Source organism: Pseudobutyrivibrio xylanivorans DSM 14809, assembly GCF_900141825.1.
Lineage (GTDB): Bacteria > Bacillota > Clostridia > Lachnospirales > Lachnospiraceae > Pseudobutyrivibrio > Pseudobutyrivibrio xylanivorans.
The window spans coordinates 129,648-148,468 of record NZ_FQYQ01000006.1 but is presented as its reverse complement, the minus strand read 5'-3'; the positions used below and the strand labels follow the sequence as shown (position 1 = coordinate 148,468).

Genomic DNA, 18,821 nt, shown 5'->3' with positions numbered 1-18,821 from the left:
TTATGGCTAAGAAAGTATTAGTTGTTGACGATGAAAAACTTATTGTCAAAGGAATCAGATTTTCGTTGGAGCAGGATGGTATGGAGGTTGACTGTGCATACGATGGACAGGAGGCATTGGATTTAGCTACAGCAAATCATTATGATATGATTTTGTTGGATGTTATGCTTCCAAAGCTTGATGGTTTTGAAGTATGCCAAAGCATTCGCGAATTTTCAACCGTTCCTATTGTTATGCTTACTGCTAAGGGCGATGACATGGATAAAATCCTTGGCCTTGAGTATGGTGCTGACGACTATATTACAAAGCCATTTAATATTCTTGAGGTTAAGGCCAGAATAAAAGCTATTATGCGAAGAGCATCTCTTGGTATGGCAGCTGCAGCTGAACATAAGAATGAGGAAAATATTATCGAGAATGGTGATTTAGTTCTTGATAAGAGCAATAGAAGACTTACAATCCTTGGAGTGGAATACAATCTTACTTCAAAGGAATTTGATATGCTTTTACTTTTAGTTACAAATCCTAAAAAGGTATTTTCTAGAGAGGATTTATTGCATACGATTTGGGGTACAGATTATCCTGGCGATGAGCGTACAGTTGATGTTCATGTGCGTCGTCTCAGAGAAAAAATCGAACCAAATCCAAAGGAGCCTAAGTACGTTCGTACTAAGTGGGGAGTAGGCTACTATTATCAATAAAATCCTTCGGAATAACTTGTAGAGAGAGTTTTTTAATGAAAAATAAAATTAGTTTTTCTGCTTTTCATAGCTTAGGATTTAAAATTGCACTTATAATATTATTAATAGGCATCATTCCATTTTTGGTTTGTGTGCCTATTTCTTTGAGAGCATACAAATCAGTTTCTATTCATACTGATGCCACAAATCTTATGGCCCAGGCTGCTCAGTACAATAGCCAAATCGTTACAAGTGGATATATACTCGGCGAGGAAAACTCAGAGCTAGACACTGAACTAAAGGCTATTGCCGACAGCTATAATGGTCGAATTCTTCTTGTTAATTCAGCATTAAAGGTAGTTAAAGATTCATATTCAGTTGATATTGGAAAGACAGTTATTTGGGAGAATATCATTCATTCCATGCAGGGGGATTCTCTGTATTTTTATGATGAGGAGACAAAATATCTTATTGTATCTGTCCCTTTATCTAATTCGGATAGTGAGATAGTTGGTACACTGGTTATTAACAAATCCATGGATTATATTGATCAGAATATTGATGCTTTTATTTCTTATTCATTAATCGCATCAGTTATTTTGGTATCTTTATCGATAATTATTGCTGTTTTTGCTGCAATCCATTTTTCCCGTCCAATGACCAAACTATCGGATTCACTTGATGCGATTATCAGAGAGTATTCAAACGAGCTTCCTGTTAACAAGTCATTTTTAGAGCTGGAGTTAATTTCTGGAAAGTTTAACGAGGTGTTTAAAAAGCTACAGGCAATTGACCAGTCTCGTCAGGAGTTCGTTTCCAACGTTTCCCATGAGCTTAAGACACCACTGACATCAATGAAGGTGTTGGCGGATTCTCTTAATGGTTCTGATGATGTACCTATTGAGATGTATAGAGAATTCATGGTTGATATAGGTGATGAAATTGACCGTGAAACTAAGATTATTAATGATCTTCTTAGTCTGGTTCGTATGGATAAGAGTGGGGCACAGCTTAATGTTTCTGCTGTAAATATTAACGAGCTCATCGAGCACATTTTAAAGCGACTTAAACCAATAGCTGAAAAAGCAGGAATAGAAGTAGTATTTGAATCTTTCAGACCAGTAGTAGCAGAGGTAGATGAGGTTAAATTTACACTTGTGGTTACTAATCTTGTAGAAAACGCCATTAAATATAATGATGAGGGCGGCTGGGTTCATATTTCACTTAACTCAGATCACCAGTTTTTCTATATCAAAGTAGAAGATAATGGACTTGGAATTCCTGAAGATTCCGTAGATTATATTTTCGAAAGATTTTACAGAGCGGATAAATCTCACTCTAGAGAAATCGGTGGAACAGGTCTTGGTCTGGCTATCACTAAAAGTGCCATTGCTATGCATAATGGCGAGGTAAAGGTACGTTCAAAAGTTGGTGAAGGCTCTACCTTTGACGTTCGTATTCCGCTTAATTACATTGAAAAGGAGGTGCACTAATGAAACGATTGTTAGGATTAATTCTTTCTTGTTCATTAATGCTTTCCTTATTTGGATGTGGTAAAGGAAGCGGAGAATATGATGCAAAAATTTACTATCTAAATACTGATAAAACAAGCATTACTGCAGTTGATTATGATATGCAGGCTACTGATTCTAAACACCAAATAGCTGAAGCAATTGAGATGCTTAGCAAAGATACGGGAGAGATTGAGTATATTACTACTATTCCTTCAGGTATTGAGCTTAAGCGCTGGGAACTTAATGATGGCACACTTGAGCTATATTTTGTTGGCGATTATGATTCTCTCGATGTTTATACAGAGGTACTTGTAAGAGCTGCGATTGTTAAGACATTGGTTCAGATAAAGACGGTTAAATCTGTTTTCTTCTACGTTAATAATGCGCCATTGGCAGATTCCAGTGGTGAGGCTGTAGGCGCCATGACGGCTGATACATTCATAGATGATTTTGGACAGGAGACAGATTCTCTATTATCTACTAATCTTACCCTTTATTTTGCCAGCGCTGATGGAATGTCCTTAGTAGCAGAAAACAGGCAGGTATATTACAGTCGTAATGTGTCCGTGGAGAAACTAGTTATGGAGCAGCTTCTTAAAGGACCGGATGATAGTCGACTTTTATCTGCGTTACCGGCAGGAACAAAGCTTAACTCTATTTCCGTATCGGATGATGGCGTTTGTATTGCCAATTTCGACGCTTCTTTAGAGACTGCTATAACAGGAGTAACTGAAAATGTTACTTTATATTCAATTGTAAATTCTCTTACTGAGTTGGATAGTATTAAGCAGGTGCAGATTCTGGTTAATGGTGAGACGCCACATTTATCTAATGTAGAAGCGGATTTGTCTACAGCAGTTCCACGGAATGATTCGATTATCAATTTTACTTCTTTGGATGAAGAGGAGACATATATTGAAGAAGATTATGTTTCTGAGGACGAAGAGGAACAAGAAGACGATACTACTCAAGAATAATAGGAGGTTATATGATACAAGGTCGTGTACTTTGTAGGATTTCCTTGTTGATTATTCTGTTGATTACAATTAGTGCATATGCCCCCTGGGATTTCCTGGGGGTATATGATAAAGCTGAAGCAGCTACTCTTCTTAAGGAGGGGCAAATTGCCAAGGCTGAAGGATATATATATCACAAGGAAATAAAGAAAGACAAAGTTCTTTATTATGTTAAAAATGCTTCTGTAACCACTGGAAGCGGATCACTTTCTAAAACATCTTTTATATTCAAATTAGATTCGGATGTAATTCCCAACTACTCAAAACTAAATATTGAAGGTAAAGTAAAACATTTTTCTTCGGCTACTAATGAAGGTTGTTTTGATATGAAGAAATACTACAATTCCCTGGGACTTTATTTTGAGCTGACTGATATAGGCATGTATGATTTTAGCTGTAATTGCTTTGTTGAAAAAGACCTGGCGTATAAAATCAGGCAAAGGATTTCGTTGGTTTATAACAGTTGTCTTCCAGGAGAAGAAGCAGGATTTTTATCTAGTGTAGTAATAGGAGAAAAGAGTGGATTAGACGGCGAGCTTAAGGCACTTTTTCAGAATGTTGGTATAGCTCATATACTGGCTGTATCAGGCTTGCATATTTCTGTAATATGTATGGCCGTTTATAGGTTCCTTCGTAAAAGAGGACGAGGATTTGTTGTATGCGGATTGTTAGCAGGCTCTATCGCGGTAATATATGGATTGCTCACTGGCGGCAGTGTTTCATCTATTAGAGCTATTGGAATGTTTTTAATATACCTTTTGGCACAGATTACAGGTGAGTCTTATGATATGCCAACAGCCATGGCAGTTATAGGGGATTTCCTGCTTCTTGGCAATCCTTTATTCATTAAAAATGGCAGTTTCATTTTTTCATTTGGAGCCGTCCTTGGTATATATTTTATTGTGCTGCCTTTAAATAACGCATTTACGAATTATTTTATTTATCTAAGACGTTCAAAAAAGCCTCATGATAAGTTTTATTCTGATGAGTCAATGATTCATAAGCTCATTCAATATATATGTAGCAGCCTGGTTTTTTCCTTTGGAATGTTTGTTGCTATGCTGCCTTTGGTTACACAGTTATATCATCAGACGCCTTTGTATTCTGTTTTTTTGAATCTTATAGTACTACCTTTTATGCCGGTGGTGCTTGGTGTAGGTTTAATAGCGGGATTTATAGGAGCTTGTGCTGGACTTGGTACGTCTGCCCTTATTGGGTGGAAAATGTTTCCGGCATTGCTTGTTAAGATTCTACTATTGATTTGTCATTTTATTATATATCAGTATGAGTTGCTTTCTGATTTTGTTCAGAGACTTCCTGGCTCAGCAATGGTTGTGGGATACCGAAGTATGTGGTCTGTTGTGATTTATTATTTGATATTACTGTTGATAGTTTATGGATTGGATTATATAGAAAAAAGTATTAATTCAGGTAAAAAAATAAATCAAAGAAATACAATATTGATTAAAGCAGGTGCACTTATTTTCATCGCTATATTATGGCTTTATCCCCCAAAGGGTGATTTTGAAATAGATATACTTGATGTGGGCCAAGGCGATGGAATATTCATTAACTCCGGTGATGGTGCTCGTTTCTTTATCGATGGTGGCAGTACATCCTCAGATGCCGTAGGCCAATATACGTTATTGCCATTTTTAAAATACAAAGGTGCAGGCTCCATTGATTACTGGTTTCTTTCTCATATGGATTTGGACCATGTGTCTGGAGTTCTGGAGTTACTAGAGCAGGGGTATCAGATTGATAATATTGTTTTGTCTGCCGAGATTCCAGAAGGAGAGACTTTATCCCAGTTGTTGGCACTGGCAGAACATAATGGCACTAATATTCTGTATATGAAACAGGGAGATGTATGTGGTACTAGGAATTTATCCTTTACCTGTGTCTATCCCTATCCAGAAATGGTTTCGGATGATGTTAATGATTTATCCCTATGTCTTCTTATGCAATATGAAAATCATGGAATATTAACTCGGGAAACCGATGGACAAGAGAACTTCTTGGCCTTCTTCGGTGGTGACATAGCAGCTGAGCAGGAGCACGCTATAGCATCATCAGGCTTGGTAGAACATGTGGATTTACTCAAGGTCAGCCACCACGGCAGCCGCTTTAGTTCGGACTTTTCATTTTTAGAGGTATTGTCACCGGATGTAGCTGTCATCAGCTGCGCCAAGATTAATCGATATGGTCACCCATCCGCTGAAGCGATAGAGCGACTGGAGGCTGCAGCAGGACATATTTATTATACGATGAATTCTGGACGCGTGAGGATGAACGCATCAGGAGTGGATGAATATATCTCTGAGAAATTATTTTAATAGCTCATTGTTGAGTTACTACCTGTTATTAAGAAGAATGATTGGGGAGGTAGTAACTTATTTTGAGGTTACTACCTAGGAAAAGAAAAATTGAATAGATAGTACCTTAGAGAGAAATTTATACTACCTAGATTAAGAAAAGTTATACAGGTAGTAATATAAAAGGTAAAGTTTACTACCTTTAAAAAGAAAGTCTCTACAGGTAGTAGCCGAAATAGAAAAGTCTACTACCTAAGATAAAAAAAACACCACAGGTAGTAGCCAAAATCATAATGTTTACTATCTGTGTAAAGATAAACCACCACAGGTAGTAAACACAACTAAGTAGATTACTACCTGTGAAACGTGGTCAATGATTAGGTAGTAATAATCGTAGTATGTTTGTGTAAATAATACTTATAGAGATATTGATATTTTAAAAGAGAGGTTTAAGTTGAAATGAATATAGGAATATTAGAAAAAGAACTCAATGAAATCGATGAATCGATAAAGAAATTAAGACTTAGGGAAAAAGAAGTGATAAAGTCTTCTAATTCTGTAGTTGTTAAGAAAGGAAATGGTGTGTACCAATATTACTATCGCGACGGATTAGGTAATCTGACGTACATACCGTCAAGAAATAATAATTATGCAAAAGAACTAGTACAACGAGATTACTACAACAAGTTAATGGATAAACTACAAGAACAAAAGAGTATTCTTGAAAAATTTATTAAAAGATATGAAGAAAACCCGATAGACGCAGTGTATGAAAAGTTTTGTAAGGGTAGACAGATACTAATAGAGCCTCTTCGTCCGATAGAACAAGAATTTGTTAACCAGTGGCTAGACGAGCATCCGGGTAATCAAAATCCATTTGAGAAAAGGGGCACATATCTAACTAATCGAGGGGAATATGTTAGATCAAAGTCAGAAAAGATATTAGCAGATTTATTTTATCAAATGGGAATTCCATATCAGTATGAAGCTTCTTATGTATTATATAATGGTAAGATATGTTATCCTGATTTTATTCTGCTAAATAAAAGAGATAGAAAAATATTTTATTGGGAACATTTTGGATTGGCTTCTGATAAGGATTATGCGGAAACAAATTTGGAAAAGCTATTAAAATATGAAAAGTCAGAGCTTGTTTTAGGAGATAATCTAATAGTTTCTTTTGAATCAAATGGAATAAGCTTTGACGTCAAACTTATCGAGGAGAAAATTAAGACTTATCTTTTGTAATGTATTAAAATAATAGTTGTTGTATATACTAGTTGAAAAGAGGCGAGATAATGGGTTCGAGAAGAACTAATGGTGGAAGGGAATACCGTCGAAAAGAAAGAAGGCGTAAAAGAAGGAAGAGATTCTTTGTGCTTATCTTGGAATTGTTAGTCCTGGGAGGCTTGACTTTCGGAGGTTACAAATACTTTTATCATAAAGACAGGCTTGAGATAGCGGAGAATTTAGAGATTCCTGATTGGATTGACGTGCAGTATATAGATGAAGGGAACCCATCACGAACAGGCTTGAGGCTTGATGGAGTCAACAATATTGTTGTTCATTATGTGGGAAATCCTGGTACTACGGCTCAGCAAAACAGAGATTTTTATAATCATGAAGATTCAGATGTTTGCTCACATTTTGTAGTTGGGATTGATGGAGAAATAATCAACTGTGTACCGCTTATAGAACGTTCTTCAGCAAGTAATCATCGAAATCATGATACTATTTCTATAGAAGTTTGCCATCCGGATGAATCAGGAAAGTTTACAGAGGCTTCCTATGCTTCCCTTGTTAAATTAACAGACTGGCTAATAAAGGAATTTGGTATGAATCCTGAGGATGTTATTAGACACTATGATGTTACAGGAAAAGAGTGTCCTAGGTATTATGTAAAGAATCCTGATGCCTGGGAGCAGTTCATTTCTGATTTATAAGAGAATAAATGGAAAGGAATACCAATGACACTTACAACTCTTTGCTATTTAATAAAAGATAACAAATATCTTATGCTTCACCGCACCAAGAAGGAGCACGATATTAATTCGGGAAAATATATTGGCGTAGGTGGTCATATCGAAGAGGGTGAATCTCCTTTTGATTGCATAAAACGTGAGGTGAAAGAGGAGACAGGTCTTACACTTAACAGTGCTAAAATACGTGGACATATCACATTTGTTATGGGGAAAGAGACTGAGTACGCGCATCTTTTTACCAGCGATGATTTTTCAGGAGAGCTAAATGAAAGCTGCAATGAGGGAGAACTGACCTGGGTTGATATTGATAAGGTGATGGATTTAAATCTCTGGGAAGGAGACAGAGCTTTCTTAAAGCTATTAGAAGATAGACAAGATTATTTTTCACTAAAGCTTGTTTATGATAAAGAAGACAATTTGATAGAGACAGTAATGGAGGAATAATTAATGAAAAAGAGACGAAGAAGACAAAGAAGAGCAATTTCAGTTGCGGTTATCGTAATTGCGATATTAATGATTATTGGATTAGCGGGATACTTATTCTTACAAAAGAATAATCATCAGGATGAGACAGCAGGGATTGATATTCCAGCAACTTCATCTACAGAAACAACAAAATCAGATGAAGCTGAGTCATCATCTGAAACATCAGAAAATACATATGAAAGCCTTATTAACGGTACAGGAAAGCTTAGCTTTGATTATTACAAAAAAAATGTATATATCGACAATGTATATCAGTCTTATCAAGATGAGTTTGTCAGCAAGCTTACAAAGGATGATTATACTATCTCTGAGCTTGTAGATGATATGAACGCAATCTTCAGCAACCCAGATAACTACTATGCCGAAGGAAAAGTTAAATCAGTAGAATACGCTTATCTAGATTGTGGAAATGATGGAAACCAGGAAATGGTTCTTAGATTCACTTGTCCAATAGTCGAGGAAGCTTCAAGCATAGAGTTTATTCTTAAGGAAATTGATAAAAAAATTCAGGTTGTATATTCATATTGTAGCTGGTCAAGAAGTGAAACATCAATTAATTATCAGGGCTTCATAAGTGGTGGTGGAAGCAATGGCGCCAGCAATCATGGCTATGACTGTGGAATAATAAATGCTGATGGTTCTTATACTTATGGATACTATGAGGAAGAAGAATCTGACTTATCGATGCTTGCATACAGATATGGAGTAGAAGATCTTGATACCACAAGTCTTCCAGGGAATATTGTAGTCTATTCACTTCAGACAGAAAAAAGTACAGCAGATAAAATGGCTCCTATCGTATTTTCGTATTTAGTATATGATGATAATTTTAGTGAAACTTTAGATATTCCAAATCTTTACACTGACAGTGAGTATCAGAACCTCATAAATACCATACCAGATGCTCAGTTCATTCCTTATGATGAATTTGAGGCAAAGATTAATGCTAAGCTTGATTCAATTGGAGCAACTCAGACGGTTATCGGTAGCAACCAGCTTCAATATAATAAAATCAACCTTTAATCTTGTGGAATTACTATATTTGTGGTAGGATATACCACAGAAAAGCGATGACAGAAACAGTAGTATTTGCGGAAGCTAAGAGAGAGGACGCCTAGGCTGGAAGCGTCTAGTGAAAGCTTATATGAACACCATTCTCGAGCTGAGCGCGAAAGCATTAGCGTAAGCGTCTCCGGGTAGTTCCGTTAAAGACAAAATGAGTGAAACACTAAGGTGGAACCGTGCTATTTCTTGATTTTCGCTCAGTATGAGTGAAAATCGAGAACATGACGAGCCCATTGCCGAAGGCAATCTTCAAATGGGCGAGTATCCTTTAATATAGCACCCTTAGGAAAGCTAGTAATAGTTTTTCTAGGGGTGTTTTTTATTTTAATAGCACCCTTAGTACCAGTAGTTATTTACAATTTTCATTCATTAGTAAAAGGAGAAAAACGATGGTTAATTTCAAAGAAGATGAGTCATTAAATACTCTAAATCACTCATGTGCTCACATGATGGCACAGGCTGTAAAGCATCTTTATCCAAATGCTAAGTTTTGGGTTGGTCCAGTAGTAGAGGAAGGCTTCTACTATGATATGGATCTTGGTGATACTATGCTTACAGACGAAGATGTTGCTGCAATTGAAAAAGAAATGAAGAAGGTAGCAAAGTCTGGCTGCAAGATTTACAGAAGAGAAATCTCTAAGGCCGAGGCTCTTGAGATGTTCAAGGATGACCCATACAAGATTGACTTAATTAATAATATGGATGAGGATACTCAGACTATTTCTTGCTACGACCAGGGCGATTTCACAGATCTTTGCCGTGGACCTCACGTAGATAATGTTAAGCTTTGCCGTTACTTCAAGCTTATCAAGCACTCTGGTGCTTATTGGAAGGGCGATGCTGAAAATCAGGTACTTAACCGTGTATACGGTGTTTGCTTCCCAACACAGGAGCAGCTTGATGAGCACCTTGCACTTCTTGAGGAGGCAAAGGAGCGTGACCACAGAAAGATTGGTAAGGATATGCAGCTTTTCATGGCTGATGATTTAATTGGTCGTGGACTTCCAATGTACCTTCCAAATGGTTACACAATCTGGACAGAGCTTGAAAACTACATCCGTAACAAGGAGCGTAAGCTTGGTTACCTTCATGTTATGACACCTTGCGTTGGTACAGTTCAGCTTTACCAGACATCTGGTCACTGGGATCACTACAAGGAGAACATGTTCCCAGCTATGGAGGTTGAAGGAGAGAACTTCGTTCTTCGTCCTATGAACTGCCCACACCACATGAGAATTTTTGCAAACCGTCCACATTCATACAAGGAGCTTCCTATTCGTATCGCTGAAATCGCACATGATTTCCGTTTTGAGTCTTCAGGAACTCTTAAGGGTATCGAAAGAGGACGTCACTTCTGCCAGAACGATTCACATATCTTCTGTACACAGGATCAGATTAAGTCTGAGGTTAAGAGCGTATGCGACCTTATCTTCAGCACATACGAGGATTTCGGCATCACAGATTACAGATGTGTTCTTTCACTTCGTGACCCAGCTGATACAAAGAAATATCATCAGGATGATGAGATGTGGAACACAGCTGAGCAGGCTCTTCGTGAGACTCTTACAGAAATCGGTATTGAGTTCACAGAGGAGATTGGCGAGGCTGCATTCTACGGACCAAAGCTTGATGTTAACGTTAAGCCAGCTATTGGTAATGAAATCACTCTTTCTACATGTCAGCTTGATTTCTGCTTACCAGCTAAGTTTGACCTTACATACACAGATGCTGATTCAAACAAGCAGACACCTGTAGTAATCCACAGAGCTATTCTTGGTTCACTTGATAGATTCATGGCTTACATCCTTGAGGAGACAAAGGGAAATCTTCCTCTTTGGCTTGCTCCAACACAAGTTAAAGTACTTCCTGTAAAGAATGATGATGATGATCTTAATGCATATTCACAGAAGCTTGTAGATGCACTTGCAGATGCAGATGTTCGTGTTGAGTTTGATACACGTTCAGAGAAGCTTGGTTACAAGATGCGTGAAGCTCAGATTCAGAAGGTTCCTTACCTTGCAGTTTTGGGTAAGAACGAGGAGGCTGAGGGTACTGTATCATACAGACTTCACGGTGAGCAGGGTACTACAACAGTTAAGTTTGATGAGTTTGTAGAGCTTATTGTAAACGAGATTAAGACAAAGGGTCGTAAATAAAAATGAATAAGAAATGTACGCTTTGCCCTAGAAAATGTGGGGTAGACCGTGATGAAGCACTAGGTGTTTGTCAGGTTTCATCCACTGTAAAGGTGGCAAGAGCTGCCCTTCACTTTTGGGAGGAGCCATGCATTTCTGGTGAAAATGGTAGTGGAGCGGTATTCTTCAGTGGATGTCCGCTCCACTGTGTTTTTTGTCAGAATGAAGAGATTAGCCATGGCAAGGTAGGTAAGGAAATAACAACTGAAGAATTGGCGAATATTTATTTGCATCTGCAAAAACAGGGAGCCAATAACATTAATCTTGTAACTGGCACACACTACATTCCAGAAATTGTGGAATCTGTAAACCATGCGAGAGAACAGGGGTTGTCTATTCCAATTATTTACAATACCAGCGGTTATGAAACAGTGGAAAGCCTAAAGCTACTTGAAGGTGTCGTAAATGTGTATTTGCCAGATTTTAAATACTGGGATGAAGCATTGGCTTCACAGTATTCTCATGCAAAAGATTATCCTGATGTGGTAAAATCTGCTATAGTAGAAATGGTGCGACAGGTTGGAGAGCCAGAGTTTAATGAAGAAGGATTTATTCAGTCTGGAGTTATAGTAAGACAGCTTCTGCTTCCAGGGCACACAAGGGATTCTAAAGCTATACTAAAATATCTTCATGAAACTTTTGAAAATCGTATATACGTTAGTTTGATGAGTCAGTATACTCCCATGCCTCATATAGCAGAAAAGTATCCTGAACTTAACAGAAGAGTAACAAAGCGTGAATACGAAGCAGTGGTGGGTTATGCTTTAGACCTTGGAATAGAAAATGCTTTTATTCAGGATAGAAAGGTTGCGAAGGAAAGCTTTATACCTAAATTTGGTAATGAAATTTTATAGTAAAGGTGGTAGGTGATGATTTTATTTAACAACATGACAATTAGAACAAAAAACAAAGTCTTAACTTATTCAGTACTTGCTTTATTATTAATACTGTTTATTATGCCAGTTTGCACAGTTAAAGCTGATGAGCTTGGACGCACTACACAGGAAACAGCTACGAATGAAGAGGTGTTGTTTGATGCAGCTTTTTATGCTACTCAGTATCCTGATGTAGTAGCCGTTCTTGGAAAAGATGAGCAGACCTTATATCAACACTACATTAATTATGGTAAGACAGAAGGAAGATTCCCAAATGCTGAGGAAGCTGCAAAAGCTGCTGCTGTTACTGTCCCTTCAACCGCACCTGTAGTAGGAACAGAGCCTTTGGCAGATGGCTCTTATGATATTCTTGCCATTGGAAATTCCATTACAGTGCACCCTATGTGCAGTTACTGGTGGGGACCATGGGGAATGGCAGCATCCAGCATTGATAAAGATTATATCCATCGTGTGCAGGCTGGTCTTATGCAGAAATATGATGTAGTTAATTTGGATATTGTTCCAGTTCAGAGCTGGGAAACAAGTACCGCTCGCTCAAAACAGCTTAAGAAGTTTGATGAAAAGCTTGCAAATACTTACGATCTTGTAATTATTCAGCTTGGAGAAAATGTTAGTGACACAAGCACTTTTAAGAAGGATTTTAACAGGCTTGTAGATTATGTAAAAGCAGCTCAGCCAGATGCCAAAATTGTTGTAATAGGCGATTTCTGGTACAGAAGCGGAAGAGATTCTGCTAAGAAAGATGTTGCTGCTAAGCAGGGATGCGAATATGTTGATTTATCTGAAATTAGAGGAGTGAAAAAATATCTTCCTGAAAAAGGCACAAAGATCCTTGGCTATGATGGAAAATATCATACTATTACAAAAGCCTCAGTGTTAAAGCATCCAAATGATTTAGGAATGGAATATATTGCAAATAAAATTTTAGAGAAGTTACAGATTTTAAATTAAAAATATTTAGAAAAGGAGAAATCATATGAGAAAAAAACTTATTAGTGGATTATTAACAGGAATTATGGCGTTGTCATTAGTTGCTTGTGGTGGCGACGCGAACACCGGTGCTTCTGATAATCAGTCAGTAGGTTCATCAGATAAAGTTTGGAAAATTGCGACAGATACTTCTTTCAAACCATTTGAGTACACAGATGACAATGGTGATTTCGTGGGTATCGATATGGATATCTTGGCCGCAGTTGCAGAGGATCAGGGCTTCAAATATGAAGTTCAGGTACTTGGCTGGGATGCTTCAATCGCAGCTTGTCAGGCTGGTCAGGCAGACGGAATGATTGCTGGAGCATCTATCACAGACGAGAGAAAAGAATCAGGCTGGATATTCTCTGATGGATACTATGATGCAAATCAGAGTATGGCAGTTGAAGCATCTTCTGATATTAAGGGCTTTGATGATTTGTCGGGAAAGTCTGTTGCTGTAAAGACTGGTACAATGTCAGCAACATATGCTGAGAGTCTTGCAGGAGATTACGGCTTCACAGTAACTTACTTTGAGGATTCACCTACAATGTATCAGGCGGTTGTAGGTGGTCAGGTTGCTGCTTGTTTTGATGATACCCCTATCATGGCATCTAATATTAAGGACACTGGCATTACTATGAAAATAGTTGATGGAACTGGAAATGACCCAGCATCTTATGGTTTTGCTATTTTCAATGCGGATAATCAGGAATTAGTTGATATGTTTAATGCTGGTCTTAAGAATATTAAGTCTAATGGAAAATATGATGAGATAATTGCTAAGTACCTTGGCGAGTAGACTTTGATTGTGGGTAGGGTATATAATAATGCCCTACCCATATTATTTTTATAGAAAGGTAAATTTTTATGATTAAAATTATTACAGTATACGGTCCTATGCTTTTAATCGCATTGGGACGCACACTGCTTTTGGCATTGCTTGGTTTATTTTTTGCCTGCATTATTGGAATGATTTTTGGAATAATGGGAGTGATAAAAAATAGAGCTTGCAATATCATCTCACAGATTTTTGTTGATGTTATTCGAGGAGTGCCTCTTATAGTTTTGGCATTTTTTATCTATTTTGGAATTCCTTACTTTTTTAACACCATCATAGGTGGATTCTCGATGAATCTTACAGCGCTTCAGGCTGGTACCGCCTGTCTTGCTCTTAATTGCGGTGCATATATGGCAGAGATTATTAGAGCAGGTATTCAGTCTGTTGATATTGGTCAGATGGAGGCTGCTCGTTCTTTAGGTCTCACATACGGGCAGGCTATGAGAAAGGTTGTACTTCCTCAGGCTATTAGAACAATGATTCCTACTTTTATTAATCAGTTTATTATTACTTTGAAAGATACATCTATTCTTTCAGTTATTGGATTCCCTGAACTTGTTAATACAGCTAAAAATGTTCAGGCTAACACATTTATGTCTTTCCAGACATGGGCAATCGTTGGAATTATGTATTTGATTGTCATCACAATCCTTTCACGCAGTGCAAAGGTTGTTGAAAGGAGGTTAAGCGTTGGTAGATAAGAATGAAGTAAAAATTAGTGTTAAAAATTTAAAAAAGACATTTGGAGATTTAGAAGTACTAAAGGATATCAGTACTGATGTTCATAAGGGTGAAGTACTTTGTATTATTGGACCTTCTGGTTCAGGTAAGTCTACGTTCTTAAGATGTCTTAATAAGCTTGAAAAGCCTACTGGAGGCAGCATTATAGTAAACGGAGAAGATATCGTTGATAAGAAGGTTAACATTAATAAGGTACGCGAGAATATCGGTATGGTATTCCAACATTTTAATCTTTTTAATAACCTTAATATTATTGATAATCTTACTTTAGCACCTGTGCAGTTAAAGAAGTGCTCAAAGGAAGAGGCTCAGGAGCGCGCTAAGAAAATGCTTGCAAGAGTAGGATTGGCAGAAAAAGCGAGTAGTTTTCCAAGTCAGCTTTCTGGTGGACAGAAGCAGCGTGTTGCTATTGCAAGAGCTCTTTGCATGCAGCCAGATATTATGCTTTTTGATGAGCCCACATCAGCTCTTGATCCAGAAATGGTAGGAGAGGTTCTTCAGGTTATGAAGGATTTGGCAGCGGAAGGCATGACAATGGTTATTGTTACCCATGAGATGGGATTTGCCAGAGAGGTTGCTGACAGAGTTATTTTCATGGATGGTGGTTACATTATCGAGGAAGGTACACCACAGGAGGTTCTCGGGGCGCCTAAGGAAGCTAGAACAATTGATTTCTTAAATAAAGTATTATAAAGGGATATGAGAAGGTATGAAAAATATAATTACAATTAGCCGCCAGTTTGGTGCTGGTGGTAGCACAATTGGTACGAGGGTTGCAGAGGAATTAGGCTACTACTACTGTGATAAGGATATGATTGTCAGAGCGGCAATAGAAAGTGGTAGTCTTACTCCAGATGAAGTTCGCTTTTACGATGAGAGAGTTCCTAAGCAGTTTGGTTTTGGTCAGAGTTTATTTGATTTTTATAATAAGCCTCTTGATGAAAAGCTTTTCAGAGCTCAATCTGAAGCTATTAGAAAAGTTGCTGAAAAGGGTAATTGTGTAATTGTTGGTAGAAATGCCAATATCATTTTAAAAGAGTTCGATAGAACTCTTCATGTATTCATTTCCGCATCTGAGCATTTCAGAATCAATAGAATGAAAGAAAAAATGCCGGATTTATCAGAGGAAAAGGTGATAGAACGAATTCATGCCGTTGATAAAGCGCGAAGGAAGTACTGCAAATATTATACAGATACAGAATTTGGTAATGCTGCATATTACGATTTATGCGTGAAAAGTTCTACTCTTGGAATTGATAATTGCGTGAAGTTGATTTGCGAGGCAGCAAAGAATTAATGAATACTTTTATGGATATTAATTTTAGGGTATACTTTTAGCTATGAGACGAATAGATGAAGACATATCAAATGGACAATTTCAAAATTTATATTTGCTTTATGGCGAGGAGGAATATCTTAAGCTTCAGTATAAAAATAAGTTGATTGCAGCTCTTGTAAATGATGGCGACAATATGAATTTTTCCAAGTATACTGATACAGGTATCAACGTAAACCAGGTTATTGACCAGGCAGAGACTATGCCATTTTTTGCGGAGCATCGTGTTATCCTTATAGAAAACAGTGGCTTCGGTAAAAAGATGCCAGAGGAATTAGGAAATTATCTTTCTACCATCCCTGATTTTACTGTTTTTATTTTTGTTGAACCTTCAGCGGACAAGAGAGGAAAGCTTTATAAAGCAGCAAAAGCAGCAGGTCGCGATATAGAGATTAATATGCCAAATGAAACTGTTTTGGCTAAATGGATAGGTGGTATGCTTAAGGAATCTGGTAAGCAGATGAAAAAAGATGCCTGGGAACAATTCCGTGACATGACAGACAGTAGCATGGATAACATGAAGCGAGAGTTTGATAAGCTTATCACATATGTTGGTGATAATCCTCAAATCACTGTAGAGGATGTTAGGGCTATCTGTATCCCTCAGATTGAAACAAAGATTTTTGATATGATTAATTCCATTGCGTTGAAGGATTTACCTAAGACGATGGATTTGTACCAGGATATGTTATCGGCAAAAGAACCGCCTATGCGAATTCTTTACATGATTGTAAGGCAGTTTAGACAGCTTTCGGTTATTAGAGAATTAAAGGAGCTTGGAGACAACACAGCCACCATATCCCGAAAGATTGGAATGCAGGATTATATCGTTAGAAAGAACGAGACTTTGATTAGAAATCTTGAATCAAAGGAAATAAAAAGTCTTCTTAAGGATGCTGCTACCTTTGAGCAACAGGTAAAGACTGGACTTTTAGATGAGAATCTTGCAGTTGAAATGATAATTATGAAATACGCAGGAAAATAAAAAAGCTGAGCAATTGAAGAATAAAAGTATGAAAGCTTAGTGAATAGTTGAGGGTATGAAGATTCTATCTGATATAATAAGAACATGGCTGAGAAAACTGTAAAATTAACTATTACAGAAATAAATAAAGATACTACATTGTCGGTTCTGGCGACCCTTGATGGAAAGAAGTTGGAACTACCGGTGGAGTATGCCAAAATCACTGGAGAGGAACTTGCTGAGTTACAGGAATCTTATGGTAAGCTTGTTATTCCCCTTGAGGATGTTGTTAAGCGATGGCAGGAAAAGCTGTTTCAGGTTTCATTTAAGGGACATCTTTCTAAGCTTGAACTAATTGCCATTAACGCTGATGGTGTTTTTGTTTGGGATAATGTAAAAATCTATAAGGTTAAATTGTCTACAGGAACCTCTGTAAATCTTCTTAAAGCAAAGATGGTAGAGGGGAAGAAGTTCAATCGAAGAAGAGGTGTACGAATTGCTCTTGATAGGCGGATGGATATTCAGCAGGGAGGAGAGATTATAAAAGTAGTTGTTAGAGATCTTTCGTACTGTGGACTTGGATTCATAGAGCCTACTGAGTCTAAGGTTAAGGTGGGAGAACCATTTATTTTGTTTTTAGTTGAGGATACAGATGAAGGCGATAAACTGATAGGAAAGTTTAAAGGCAAGGTAATTAATCAGCGAGAGCTTCCTGCGGGAGGTATATTTAGTGGATGTGTAATTTCTTCTGAACATTCAACTTTTTTGCAGAGATACATTGCTATGAAGCAGATGGAACAGATTAGTGGCAGGAAGATGGCTTCCGCGGTTCAGCATAATATTAGCGGTAAGAACTGGAAAAATAAGATTGTTAATTCACTAGTGGAGAGTCTGGATGAGTGATAATAAAAAACAGCAACTTCATATTTCAGAGGTGAAACCAACAGATAGTATTACAGTTACTGCTATGATGGACAGTAAAAAGATAGAGATTTCATGTACCTATGCTGAACTTACTGAGGAACAAACAGAGTTTCTGAATGTTAATTATGGTAATCATTATTTGCCAGTAGAACTTATTACAATGGAGGTAAATGGTGAGGTAGTACCGGTAACATTCCAAGAGCAGAATTCTGTGCTTCAGGTTGTAGTGGTTAATCCAGATGGAGTATTTAAGTTTGAAAATATTCTTATAAGAAAAACAACATTGCCAGGAGATAGGACATTTCATTTGATTAATGCGGTATCTACTCTTGGAATTAGATTTAATAGAAGACGTGGTGTTAGGGTTAATGTAGATACCCGAATGGAATTGGAACAGGGTGAAGAAAAATTTATCATTCTTGTTCGCGAGATTTCATATTGTGGTTTTAGCTTTATAAATTTATCTCAAAAAGATGTAGATCCTAGCAGGCCTTTTGTTCTTAATTTAATAGAAAGAGATGGAGATAAATCTTTCTCGTATGGTAAATTTATAGGAAAAGTTCATAGAACAGAAGAAGTAAAAGGAGGCAGTACAATCTATGGCTGCATATTAGCAGAGAAGCATGCAGATCAGCTTCAGAAGTACGTGGCAATGAAGCAGTTGGAGCTCCTTACCGGTAAAAAAGCATTTGCTGAGGATATTCAGAAAACATCTAATTCTGACAGATGGAGAGCTGAGGTGGCTGATGCATTGGGAGATACATTAGTTGATAACGGTAAAGAAGCTATAAGTGAAGATATAAATTAGAGAACAGACTGTAGACAAAGTGTCGCGGCTTTCGCCGCGACCTTTTCTTTTTTATAAGGAGGAACTGGAGTCTGCGGACTCCAGTTCTT

Annotated in this window: 18 protein-coding genes; all 18 read left to right on the top strand. The window is 37.4% G+C overall.

From position 1 onward, the window contains the following. Positions 1 to 2: 2 nt before the first annotated feature. The 18 genes from BUA88_RS06495 to BUA88_RS06410 all read left to right on the top strand — a co-directional run bounded on the left by BUA88_RS06495 (position 3) and on the right by BUA88_RS06410 (position 18,732). Positions 3 to 701 carry a response regulator transcription factor gene (locus tag BUA88_RS06495; RefSeq protein ID WP_072914579.1) on the top strand — a complete coding sequence of 233 codons (699 nt, stop codon included), beginning with the start codon at positions 3 to 5 and terminating at the stop codon, positions 699 to 701. Positions 702 to 736: 35 nt separating this feature from the next. After that, positions 737 to 2,173, top strand: coding sequence for a sensor histidine kinase (locus BUA88_RS06490; RefSeq protein WP_072914574.1), 1,437 nt, complete (start codon positions 737 to 739; stop codon positions 2,171 to 2,173). After that, positions 2,173 to 3,171, top strand: a complete 999-nt coding sequence (locus BUA88_RS06485; protein WP_072914570.1) for a GerMN domain-containing protein — start codon at positions 2,173 to 2,175, stop codon at positions 3,169 to 3,171. The genes BUA88_RS06490 and BUA88_RS06485 overlap by 1 nt, the downstream gene beginning before the upstream one ends. 11 nt (positions 3,172 to 3,182) lie before the next feature. Continuing rightward, complete coding sequence (locus BUA88_RS06480; RefSeq protein ID WP_072914566.1) at positions 3,183 to 5,546, top strand: DNA internalization-related competence protein ComEC/Rec2; 2,364 nt, start codon at positions 3,183 to 3,185, stop codon at positions 5,544 to 5,546. Positions 5,547 to 5,984: 438 nt separating this feature from the next. Beyond that, positions 5,985 to 6,773 (top strand): hypothetical protein, encoded by a 789-nt coding sequence (locus BUA88_RS06475; RefSeq protein WP_072914564.1) that lies wholly within the window; start codon positions 5,985 to 5,987, stop codon positions 6,771 to 6,773. A 50-nt stretch (positions 6,774 to 6,823) separates the two neighbouring features. Next, entirely contained in the window at positions 6,824 to 7,468 is a 645-nt protein-coding gene (locus BUA88_RS06470; protein WP_083572423.1) for a peptidoglycan recognition protein family protein, read from the top strand. Between the two features lie 24 nt (positions 7,469 to 7,492). Then, positions 7,493 to 7,951, top strand: coding sequence for an NUDIX hydrolase (locus tag BUA88_RS06465; protein WP_072914557.1), 459 nt, complete (start codon positions 7,493 to 7,495; stop codon positions 7,949 to 7,951). A gap of 3 nt (positions 7,952 to 7,954) precedes the next feature. After that, entirely contained in the window at positions 7,955 to 9,016 is a 1,062-nt protein-coding gene (locus BUA88_RS06460; RefSeq protein ID WP_072914554.1) for a hypothetical protein, read from the top strand. A gap of 431 nt (positions 9,017 to 9,447) precedes the next feature. Beyond that, complete coding sequence (thrS, locus tag BUA88_RS06455; protein ID WP_072914552.1) at positions 9,448 to 11,214, top strand: threonine--tRNA ligase; 1,767 nt, start codon at positions 9,448 to 9,450, stop codon at positions 11,212 to 11,214. A gap of 2 nt (positions 11,215 to 11,216) precedes the next feature. Continuing rightward, on the top strand, positions 11,217 to 12,107 hold the full coding sequence (locus BUA88_RS06450; protein ID WP_200798848.1) for a radical SAM protein: 891 nt from the start codon (positions 11,217 to 11,219) through the stop codon (positions 12,105 to 12,107). A gap of 15 nt (positions 12,108 to 12,122) precedes the next feature. Next, the gene (locus tag BUA88_RS06445; RefSeq protein WP_072914545.1) at positions 12,123 to 13,100 is read left to right on the top strand and encodes an SGNH/GDSL hydrolase family protein; all 978 of its coding nucleotides are present in this window, start codon (positions 12,123 to 12,125) and stop codon (positions 13,098 to 13,100) included. Positions 13,101 to 13,125: 25 nt separating this feature from the next. Next, the gene (locus BUA88_RS06440; RefSeq protein ID WP_072914539.1) at positions 13,126 to 13,920 is read left to right on the top strand and encodes a transporter substrate-binding domain-containing protein; all 795 of its coding nucleotides are present in this window, start codon (positions 13,126 to 13,128) and stop codon (positions 13,918 to 13,920) included. A gap of 68 nt (positions 13,921 to 13,988) precedes the next feature. Continuing rightward, entirely contained in the window at positions 13,989 to 14,660 is a 672-nt protein-coding gene (locus tag BUA88_RS06435) for an amino acid ABC transporter permease (protein ID WP_072914535.1), read from the top strand. After that, positions 14,650 to 15,393 (top strand): amino acid ABC transporter ATP-binding protein, encoded by a 744-nt coding sequence (locus tag BUA88_RS06430; protein WP_072914532.1) that lies wholly within the window; start codon positions 14,650 to 14,652, stop codon positions 15,391 to 15,393. Before BUA88_RS06435 ends, BUA88_RS06430 begins: the two co-directional genes overlap by 11 nt. Before the next feature lie 16 nt (positions 15,394 to 15,409). Continuing rightward, positions 15,410 to 15,997 (top strand): cytidylate kinase-like family protein, encoded by a 588-nt coding sequence (locus BUA88_RS06425; protein WP_072914528.1) that lies wholly within the window; start codon positions 15,410 to 15,412, stop codon positions 15,995 to 15,997. Positions 15,998 to 16,040: 43 nt separating this feature from the next. Then, positions 16,041 to 17,021: a DNA polymerase III subunit delta gene (gene holA / locus BUA88_RS06420; RefSeq protein WP_072914525.1), complete on the top strand. Its 981-nt coding sequence runs from the start codon at positions 16,041 to 16,043 to the stop codon at positions 17,019 to 17,021. 84 nt (positions 17,022 to 17,105) lie between these two features. Continuing rightward, positions 17,106 to 17,903 (top strand): PilZ domain-containing protein, encoded by a 798-nt coding sequence (locus BUA88_RS06415; protein WP_072914521.1) that lies wholly within the window; start codon positions 17,106 to 17,108, stop codon positions 17,901 to 17,903. Beyond that, positions 17,896 to 18,732 carry a hypothetical protein gene (locus BUA88_RS06410; protein ID WP_072914517.1) on the top strand — a complete coding sequence of 279 codons (837 nt, stop codon included), beginning with the start codon at positions 17,896 to 17,898 and terminating at the stop codon, positions 18,730 to 18,732. The genes BUA88_RS06415 and BUA88_RS06410 overlap by 8 nt, the downstream gene beginning before the upstream one ends. The last annotated feature ends 89 nt before the right edge of the window (positions 18,733 to 18,821 follow it).